This is a genomic window from Streptomyces tibetensis (genome assembly GCF_007655005.1).
Lineage (GTDB): Bacteria > Actinomycetota > Actinomycetes > Streptomycetales > Streptomycetaceae > Streptomyces > Streptomyces tibetensis.
The window spans coordinates 55,872-64,884 of record NZ_SZVW01000011.1; the positions used below are offsets into that span (position 1 = coordinate 55,872).

The following is a 9,013-nucleotide window of genomic DNA, read 5'->3' on the forward strand; positions in this document are numbered from 1 at the left end:
GAGGGGACCTCAGCTCCCACCGCGGGCGACGGAGTTGCCCGCGAACAGGCCGGCGGCCTGTGTCTCGTTGTATCCGTCGAGGTCGAGCCGGCCCGACTGCCCGTAGAAGCTGACGGGGTTGCGCCACAGGACCCGGTCCACGTCGTCCTCGTCGAAGCCGGCGGCGAGCATCGCGTCGGCGGTGGCACGGGTCAGCAGCGGGTCGCTGTGGCCCCAGTCGGCCGCCGAGTTGACGAGCACGCGCTCGGTGCCGAACCGTTTCAGTACGGCGACCATGCGCTCGGCGGTCATCTTGGTGTCGGGGTAGATGGAGAAGCCCATCCAGCAGCCGCTGTCGGCGACCTCGCCGACGGTGATCTCGTTGAGGTGGTCCAGGACGACCAGGGCCGGGTCGATGCCGGAGGCGCGGACCACGTCCAGGGAACGCCGGGTACCGCCCGCCTTGTCGCGGTGCGGGGTGTGCACCAGGGCGGGCAGGCCGTGCTCCACGGCGAGCTCCAGCTGCCGGGCGAAGGCGAGTTCCTCGGCGTCGGTGACGGTGTCGTAGCCGATCTCGCCGACCGCGACCACGCCGTCCTTGGCGAGGTAGCGCGGCAGCAGGTCCAGGACCGGCAGGCAGCGCGGGTCGTTGGCCTCCTTGGGGTTCAGGCCGATCGTGCAGTAGTGGCGGATGCCGAACTGGGCGGCCCGGTAGGGCTCCCAGCCCAGCAGTGAGTCGAAGTAGTCGGTGAAGCTCGCCGGGTGGGTGCGGGGCTGGCCGAGCCAGAACGCGGGCTCCACCAGGGCCCGGACGCCCGCGGCGTGCATCGCCTTGTAGTCGTCCGTGGTACGGGACGTCATGTGGATGTGGGGATCGAAGATGCGCATGGCCGTGGCTTCCGCTCGGGGTGGGTGAGGTCAGGCGTCGTACGGGGCGCGGTCCGCGGTGACGTCCGCGGCTTCCTGCGTGGCGACGAGCCACAGGTCGGCCGGTACGGTCCGGCCGGCGGCCCGCCGTTCGGCGGCGAACCCCTCGGCCATGCGGGCGAGTTCGGCGTCCCGGCGTTCGTGCAGCCCGGCGACCCGGTGCAGCGGGATTCCGGTGAACAGGCACTTGAGCACTGCCTGGCGCCAGCGGTACTGGTCCAGGTGGGCGCGTGCGTACGGGCCGAGCGCGGCCGAGATCAGCCGGGTGTCGTTGGTGCGCAGTGCGTCGTCGGTGAGCGTCAGCCCGGCGGCGCCGACGGGCAGGAACGGCAGGGCGCGCAGGACTCCCCGGCGCTCGGCGGCGTCGCCGCCGCGGTACCGGGCGGCCGCCTCCGCGGCAAGGTCGTCGCCCTGCGCCGGCAGCCGCAGCAGCAGGCCGGTACGGATGCCGTCCTCCACGCTCCAGCCCGCCCAGCCGGGCAGCGGGCCGCGCCCGTAGTACCGGCCGGCCGCGGGGAAGCGGGTGTCCAGGGCGGCGGCGCCCAGTTCGGCGACGGCGGCGGTGTCCCGGACGAAACGGTTCCGCTGGTCCGGGGAGAGGACGGAGAGCAGGCACTCCCTCAGCGTGCGCACCGTCAGGGCGCCGTGGACGGCCTCGGGCGCCTGCGTCAGCGTGGGTGCGGTCATGTCGGTGTGACCTCCTTCGAGAGGTGTGCGAGCGCACGCGGTATGCGGGGCTGGGGTACGGCGGCACGGGGCCCGGGTCCGGCGGCACGGGGCCCGGGTCCGGCGGCACGGGGCCCGGGTCCGGCGGGCCGGGACCCGGGGACGGCGGGCCGGAGGCCGGGGACCGCGGGCCGGAGGCCGGGGACCGCGGGCTGGGACCCGGAAACCGGGGGCCGGGACGCCGCGGCGCGCAGGAACTCGATGCTGTGGCGGGCCGTCGCGGTCGCGGCGTGGCTGTGCCGGGGCAGCTCCACGGAGACCAGGCCTCGGTACCGGGCCGCGCGCAGCGCCTCGAGAACCGGCGGGAAGTCGATCTCCCCCTCCCCGAACGGCAGGTGCTCGTGCACGCCCCGCCGCATGTCCTCGATCTGCACGTGGGCCAGCCGGTCGGCGGCCAGCTCGACACACCGCCGCTCCGGGTACGGCTCCAGACACCGGCAGTGCCCGATGTCCAGGGTGAGCCCCAGCCGGTCCGGTGCGCCCAGCGCCCGCCACAGCCTGCGGTACCCGGCCAGATCGGCGACGAGCATGCCCGGCTCCGGCTCGAACGCCAGCCGGACCCCGGCCCGCTCGGCGTCGGCGAGGGCCGTCGAACAGCCCTCCTCCAGCCGCCGCCACGCCTCCTCGCGGGTGGTGCCGGGGTCGGGCGTGCCGCTCCAGAAGTGCACGGCCTCGGCGCCCAGTTCGGCCCCGATGACGGTCGCGCGCCGCAGCAGCTCCTGCCGGGCGGCCCGCCCCTCGGGCTCGGCGCTCAGCAGCGTCGGCCGGTGCTTGCGCATCGGATCGAGCAGATAGCGCGCCCCGGTTTCCACGACGACGGCGAGCCCGGCACGCCGGATCGCCCGCCCCGCGTCCCGGACGCGGGCCGCCAGGCCGGGAGCGTACGGATCGAGGTGCTGGTGGTCGAGGGTGAGCGAGACCCCGTCGTACCCGAGGTCGGCAAGGACCGCGAGGGCGTCGGTGAGCCGGTGATCGGCGAAGCCGTTGGTGCCGTAGGCGAAGCGGAGGCGCTCCGCTTGTGCGGGGTGTGCCTCCTCCTGGGGGACGGTTTCGGGCCCGACCGGACCGGCGCCGGCCCCCACGCCCGGGTGGGTTTCGGTCGCTGCCGGGCCGGCGCCGGTGACAGCCGGGTGCGTGCCGGGCCGGGGGCCCTGGTGGGCTGTCATGTCGGGGACACCTTTCTGGCGAGGCGGGCTGCCTGCGGGAGGACCGCGGCGAGCAGGGCGGCGAGCCCGGGAGAGCCGGTGCGGGAGACGAGGGCGGCCTGGAGCGGCAGCAGCGCGTGGATGCCGGCGCCGACCGCGGCCCGGGTCCGCGCGGCGTCCGGGTCGCGCAGGGCGGCCCACTGGGCGCGGGCGCAGGTGACCGCGTAGACGGCGGAGGTCAGGAGGGTCACGGCGAGGGACCGGCCGGGCAGCCGTGGCACGTCGGTTCCGATGCCGGGGCCCGACCGCGCGGTGAAACCGGCGAGGTGACGCAGCACGGCGGACAGGGTGGCCGGTGGCCCGTCCGGCGCGACGCCGGGGGCCGACCGCGCGGCGAAGTCGGCGAGGTGACGCAGCACGGCGGACGCGGTGGCCGGTGCGCCGTCCGGCACCTGCCTCGCCGCGGCGGACGCCGGCTCAGGACGCCCCCGCCCGGAGGCATATGAGGTGCCGGCCGTCGCCGCCAGGGTCACCGCCGCCGTCACCGCCAGGGACAGCAGGGGCTCGTGGCCCGCCGTGCCGTTCACCTCGTGGCGGCTGAGGCGGGTCAGCGCCCAGGTGTGGGCGCCGACCGTGGCCGCGGCGTGCAGCGCGGGACCGGCCGGCGAGGGGCCGGTGCCGTGCAGCACGTCGAGGGCACGGGCCGCCGCCATCGCGACGGGTCCCAGCGGGGTGTGCTTCAGGCCCAGGTCGTACGCCCACACGGTGGCCGCGAGCGGCAGGGTCCGCCGCAGCAGGACGCGGCGGCCGCCGGCGAGCGCGCCCAGGCCGAGGCCCGCGGCGGTGAGCCCGCCGGCGATGCCCAGGGCGGCCCCGGCGCTGATCCGCCCGGACGGCACCGGGCGTTCGGGGCGTTCGCGGGCGTCCTCTTCGCGGTCGGCCCAGTCATTGAGAGCCATGCCGGCCCAGTACAGGCTGACGGAGGAGGCGGCCAGGAGCAGGGTTCGCCCGCCCGCCGGGCGGCCGGCGCTGAGCGCACCGGCCAGGACGTCGCCGGGGACGGTGAGCGCGGCGGGCGCCCGTACCAGCTCGGCGACCGCGGTGGCGTGCTGCCGGACCGCGACGGAACGGGGCCGGTACCCGGTGTCGTACCGGGGGCGGGGGGAAACGGAGGGGGTGGTCTCGGTCCCCCGCGCCGTCCGGAACGCCGTCGACGCCGCCCGGGCGGCCGCGCGGCACGCCGTGAGCGTGTCGCGAGCGCCGCGGGTCAGTTCACGCAGGGTGCGACGGCGGGGACTTGGCTGCCGGGGTGCCGAGGCACCGGAGGCGCCGGCGACCGGCGGCGGAGCGGTCGCGGTCGTCATCGCGCCACCTCGGACCGGCGCGCGGGCTCGGCGGACGTGGCGGCCCACTCGATGAGGGCTCCGTACTGCAGGGTCAGGTTGTGCTCCGCGGAGGCCGCCGGGTCCTTGAAGAAGAAGCCGAGCGCGGGCAGCGCCCCGCTCTCCCCGCGGCGGCGGGCCAGCGCGGCGAGCCGGACCAGGTCGAGGACGAGCGGCGCCGCCAGCGCCGAGTCGCAGCCCTGCCAGGTGAACTGGAGGGTCATGCGCACGCCGAGGAACCCCTCGAAGGTGATGTGGTCCCAGGCGGTCTTCCACTCCCCCAGCTCCGGCACGTTGTCGATGTGCACCACGCCTTCGACGGCGTGCCCGACGGTCTCCTCCAGGGCGCGCTGCTTGGACTCGGTCTTGCTGCGCGCGGCCTCGGGGTCGGCGAGGGTGGCGCCGTCGCCACCGCCGAGCAGGTTGGTGCCGGACCAGGAGCGCAGCCGGAGCGCGCGCTGCGTGAACATCGGCGCCAGGGCGCTCTTGACCAGCGTCTCGCCGGTCTTGCCGTCGCGGCCCGCGTGCGGGACCCCGCGCAGCCGGGCGAGCTCCTCCAGGGCGGGCAGCGCGGCACCGGCGGAGGGGGTGAAGTTGACGTAGGCGCAGCCGGCGTGGAAGGCGGCGTAGGCGTACAGCGAGCTGGGCGGCAGCAGGTCGGTGCTGGCGGCGAGGGCCTTGTCGAGGTCGGGGAGGGCGAGGAAGGCGTGGTCGGGCTCGGGCAGCGGCTCGGTGGAGGAGACGTTGACGACGACGACCTGCTCCAGGCCGTGCCGCGTACGGAAGTCGTCGATGTCGGCCGCGAGGCGACGCGCGGTGGTGTACTGGGGCTCGTCGGGCAGCGGCGAGCCGTCGCGGATCCCGGCGTCGGCGGCCTCCAGGGCGGGGCGCACCGCGGCGACGAGAGGGGTCGGCAGGACGCCCGCGTGGGCCAGTTCGCCCGCCCTCACGGTCAGCGGCACGTCGACGACGTCGTGGCCGCCGAAGACGAGGTCGGCGAGGTCCGGCAGGCCGGCGCCGGCGAAGTCGGGGGACTCGGTGACACATCCGGTGGCGGAGGCGAGGCCCGCTGCGATGGCGGCCACGCCCGCGACGGCGGTGGTCGCGACCGAGCCTCGGGCGCCGACCAGCCAGACGCCGATACGGGGTGAGGTTCCGAGGGAGCGGGCAGTGTCCTGCATGGTGAGCGTGCCTCCTGCGCTGGGACGGGCCTGAGCTGGGTCGAGACGGGCCGAGCCGGGTCGGGACGGGGCCGAGCCGGGTCGGGACGGGGCCGAGCCGGGTCGGGACGGGGCCGAGCCGGGTTGCGGCGGGGGCCGGTGGGGGCGCCGCGGAGGGCGCCCCTGCCCGGTTGTGTCCGTGCCTGCCGCTACTTGCCGAGGTCGACCGGGAAGGGAAAGACGTCGAAGGCCTTGTCCAGCTCGGCGCGGTCGCGGCACATCCACTTGGAGGTGACGCGGCGGACGGTGCGCTTGGGCAGGTGCGGGTTGTCGTTGCGGTCCGTGATCGGCTGGGCCAGCGACTGCAGTTCCCAGGCGACGCCGGCGAGCCGGTTGATGTGGGTCCAGTAGTGCGGCTTGATGCCGAGGAGCGCGAAGCCGGCCAGGAAAGGGTGCCAGCGGTGGTAGGCGTGGGTGGGTGACGGCGGCGTGTAGTTCATCATGTGGACCTTCTGGCCGTCCGGGCGGCGCGGGTCGAACAGCGTGCCCTGGCCGTACTCCTGGAAGGCGAAAAGCAGTCCGCGCGGGTCGCGGCCGTAGAACTGGTCGTAGATCTTTATCTGTTCGCGCGAGACGACCTCGAAGGCGGCCTTGTTCGGTCTGATCAGCTCCATGTAGCTGCGCGGGTAGCGGCCGCTCTTGCGGGTCTCGACCCAGGCGTCGTAGGTCTTGGTGAAGCCGCCGAACGGCGCGACGATGGCGTAGACCGCGTCCGACATCTCCTGGGACGGGGTGTAGTACGACATCTCGTCGTACTGGTACCAGAACTCGTTCGCCCAGCGGTCGCCGACCATGCCCGAGACCTCCGGCAGGGCGGGGTGGCGGCGGCCGTGGGCCTCGGCGGGCGTGGCGCCGACGAGGGACGCCGTGGCGGCCGCTCCGGCGACGCCGAGGGCGGCCCGCAACGCACTCCTGCGGTCCAGGGTGTTGAGCGTCATGCGCGTTCTCCTTACACGGGGTGGATGGGGCGGAATCACGGGCGGGGCTGCGGGCCGGTGGCCCAGTTGCTTGCGTGCTATGACTCTCGCGTATGGCCCTATCGGCGACCTATACCGGAAACCGGCAGGTCAGGGCCGGTTTCCGGGCGGGTCTCAGGGACGCTTCCGGGAGGTGTTCCCGGGGCCGTCGGCGGGGGCGTCCCCCGGCTCGGGGAACGGCGCCTTGCGCAGGCCGGGCGAAGCCAGCGCCACCAGTGCCGTGAGCGCCATGACGGCACTGAGGGCGAGGGCGGTGCGCAGGGCGTCGGTGGACTCCAGGAGGAAGCCGGCGGCGACCGGCCCGGCCGCCATGGCACCCGAACCCACCAGGTTGGCCAAGGAGTTGGCGCGGCCTCGCAGCTGGTCGGGCGCGGCCCGGACGAGGAGCACCCCGCCGGCGACGTTGAAGACGCCGCCGACGTAGCCGCTCGCCGCGAACAGGGCGCCGAGCAGCACGGGGGTGTCCAGGGCGACGGCCACCGGGACCATGAAGGCGGTCCAGGCGAGCAGTCCGCCCAGGACCAGGGTGCGCAGCGGGAACCGGGTGTTCCACCAGCCGCCGGTGATCGCGCCGACGAGCCCGCCGGCGCCGCTGAGCGAGAGCACCAGGCCGACTTCGAAGGGGGTGCCGTGCCGTTCCTGGATGCCCGCCATCACGGCCAGGTTGAGGCCCTGGAAGAGGATGTTGGTGACGGCGACGGCGGTCATCACGGCTCGCAGGAAGGGCTGCCGCCACATCCACACCAGGCCCTCGCGGATCTCGGTGCCGAGCCGGGCCGGCGGTCCGGTGCGTTCCTGCTGAAGCTTGCCTCGCACTCCGAACAGGCAGATGACGGAGGCCAGTTGGCTGACGGCAGCGGCGGCATAGGGCAGCGAGGCACCGAGCGCGACCAGTCCGCTGCCGAGCGGCTGTCCTGCGATGGCGGCGCCGCGGGTGCGGGCCTCGTTGCCGGTGAGCGCGGCGGGCAGCTGCTCGCGGGGGACGACGGCCGGTACGGCCGCCCGTTCGGCGAGCTGGTGCAGCACGCCGAGGGCGCCCTCGGCGAACGCGGCGGCCAGCAGCGCCCACAGCCAGGTGCGTCCGCTGAGCAGCAGCGCGGTCACCACGACGGCGATCAGTGCCTGGCCGAGCCCGGCGCCGATCATGATGCGCCGCCGGTCGTAGCGGTCGACGAGCACCCCGCCGGGCAGCTGCATCAGCAGCATGGGCAGCAGCAACGCGGTGCCGACCAGTCCGGCGTCCCCCGGCGATCCGGTGGCCCACAGCACGGTCAGCGGATACGCCACGGCGGTCGCCCGCCCGGCCAGCAGCGACAGCCCGGCGCCGCCCCACAGCAGGGTGAAGTCCCGGTTGCGGCGCAGCGGCAGTAGGGGCGCGGACTCGGCAGACGCCGGCTCCGGTGCGGTCCCCGGCCTACCGGCAGACACCCGCTCCGGTGCGGTCCCCGGCCTACCGGCAGACACCCGCTCCGGTGCGGTCCCCGGCCTACCGGCAGACACCGACTCCGGTCCGGTCCCCGGCCTACCGGCAGACACCGGCCCCGGTGTGCTCCCCGGTGTCGGCTCGGGCACCTCGGTGACCGTACCCACCGCGCTGCCGCTCCCGTCGCGCGTCTCCTCCGTCATCAGCCACGGCACTTCCGAGGGGTCCGTGGCCGGACCCGTGGTGCCGCTCATCGGGCGGTTGCGCTTTCCGGCACCCGGGCCGTCAGCGGGGCGTGCACGTGCTCCAGGACCGCCATGGCGCTGTGCATCTTGTTGGTGGCCTGCGCGAAGGCGATGCTCGCCGGGCCGTCCAGGACGTCCGCCGTGACCTCCTCGCCGCGGTGGGCCGGCAGGTCGTGCATGAAGACGGCGCGGGGCGAGCCGTCCCACAGCCACGGGCCCACCTGGAACGGCGCGAAGATCTCCCGCCAGTTGGCGTCCGGCTTGCTGGTGCCGGTGGTCTGCCAGCGGGTGGTGTAGATGACGTCGTACGCCCCCGCGAGGGCGTCCATGTCGTGCCGCTCGGTGATCCGGGCGCCGCTGCGGGCGGCGTGGGCCGCGGCCCGCTCGGCGACGGACGGGGTGAGCCCGTACCCGGGCGGGGTGCGCAGGTCGAGGTGGACGCCGGGGTAGCGGCCGAGGGCCAGGGCGAGGGCAGCGGCGGTGTTGTTGCCCTCGCCGGCGTAGAGGACGCGCAGGCCCTCGATGCGGCCGAAGTGCCGGAGCAGGGTGGTCAGGTCGGTCAGCGCCTGGGTGGGGTGCTCCTCGGCGCTCATGGCGTTGACGACGGCCATCCGGTGCTGGCTCGCCCAGCCGCGCATCTCCTCCTCCGGTCCCGCGGTGCGGGCCACCAGCACGTCGAGCATGCCGGACAGCACCCGGCCGGTGTCCTCGGTGCTCTCGCCGGTGTTGAGCTGGAGGTCGCCGGGCCCGTAGGAGACGAGGGATGCGCCGAGGCGCAGTGCGCCGGAGGAGAAGGCGGTCCGGGTGCGGGTGGAGGTCTTGGCGAAGTAGACCCCGGCGACCAGGCCGTCTAGCGGGCGGACCGGGTCGGCGAGGCCGGCGGAGAACGCGGCGCCGCGTGCGACGACGCGGTGCAGTTCGTGGTCGGTGAGGTCGTCGACGGAGATGAGGTGGCGCGCGTGGCGCACGTCCCGGAGGACTTCCATGGG

Annotated in this window: 7 protein-coding genes and 1 pseudogene; all 8 read right to left on the reverse strand. The window is 75.1% G+C overall.

What is annotated here, in order from left to right; all coding sequences use genetic code 11:
• Positions 1 to 9 precede the first annotated feature (9 nt).
• On the reverse strand, positions 10 to 867 hold the full coding sequence (locus FDO69_RS19545; RefSeq protein ID WP_104781143.1) for a TatD family hydrolase: 858 nt from the start codon (positions 865 to 867) through the stop codon (positions 10 to 12).
• A 30-nt stretch (positions 868 to 897) separates the two neighbouring features.
• Complete coding sequence (locus FDO69_RS19550) at positions 898 to 1,593, reverse strand: EboA domain-containing protein (RefSeq protein WP_104781144.1); 696 nt, start codon at positions 1,591 to 1,593, stop codon at positions 898 to 900.
• A gap of 179 nt (positions 1,594 to 1,772) precedes the next feature.
• Positions 1,773 to 2,798 (reverse strand): annotated as a pseudogene (locus FDO69_RS19555) (sugar phosphate isomerase/epimerase family protein); the annotation flags it as partial.
• Positions 2,795 to 4,141 carry an SCO3242 family prenyltransferase gene (locus tag FDO69_RS19560; protein WP_104781331.1) on the reverse strand — a complete coding sequence of 449 codons (1,347 nt, stop codon included), beginning with the start codon at positions 4,139 to 4,141 and terminating at the stop codon, positions 2,795 to 2,797. The gene FDO69_RS19560 and the pseudogene FDO69_RS19555, both read right to left, overlap by 4 nt.
• A complete protein-coding gene (locus tag FDO69_RS19565; RefSeq protein WP_104781145.1) occupies positions 4,138 to 5,340 on the reverse strand; it encodes an inositol-3-phosphate synthase in 1,203 nt (400 codons plus the stop codon). The genes FDO69_RS19560 and FDO69_RS19565 overlap by 4 nt, the downstream gene beginning before the upstream one ends.
• Before the next feature lie 188 nt (positions 5,341 to 5,528).
• Positions 5,529 to 6,317, reverse strand: coding sequence for a Tat pathway signal sequence domain protein (locus FDO69_RS19570; protein ID WP_104781146.1), 789 nt, complete (start codon positions 6,315 to 6,317; stop codon positions 5,529 to 5,531).
• A gap of 153 nt (positions 6,318 to 6,470) precedes the next feature.
• Positions 6,471 to 7,784, reverse strand: coding sequence for an MFS transporter (locus tag FDO69_RS19575; protein WP_234388007.1), 1,314 nt, complete (start codon positions 7,782 to 7,784; stop codon positions 6,471 to 6,473).
• A 245-nt stretch (positions 7,785 to 8,029) separates the two neighbouring features.
• Positions 8,030 to 9,010: an ornithine carbamoyltransferase gene (locus FDO69_RS19580; protein ID WP_104781147.1), complete on the reverse strand. Its 981-nt coding sequence runs from the start codon at positions 9,008 to 9,010 to the stop codon at positions 8,030 to 8,032.
• Positions 9,011 to 9,013 lie beyond the last annotated feature (3 nt).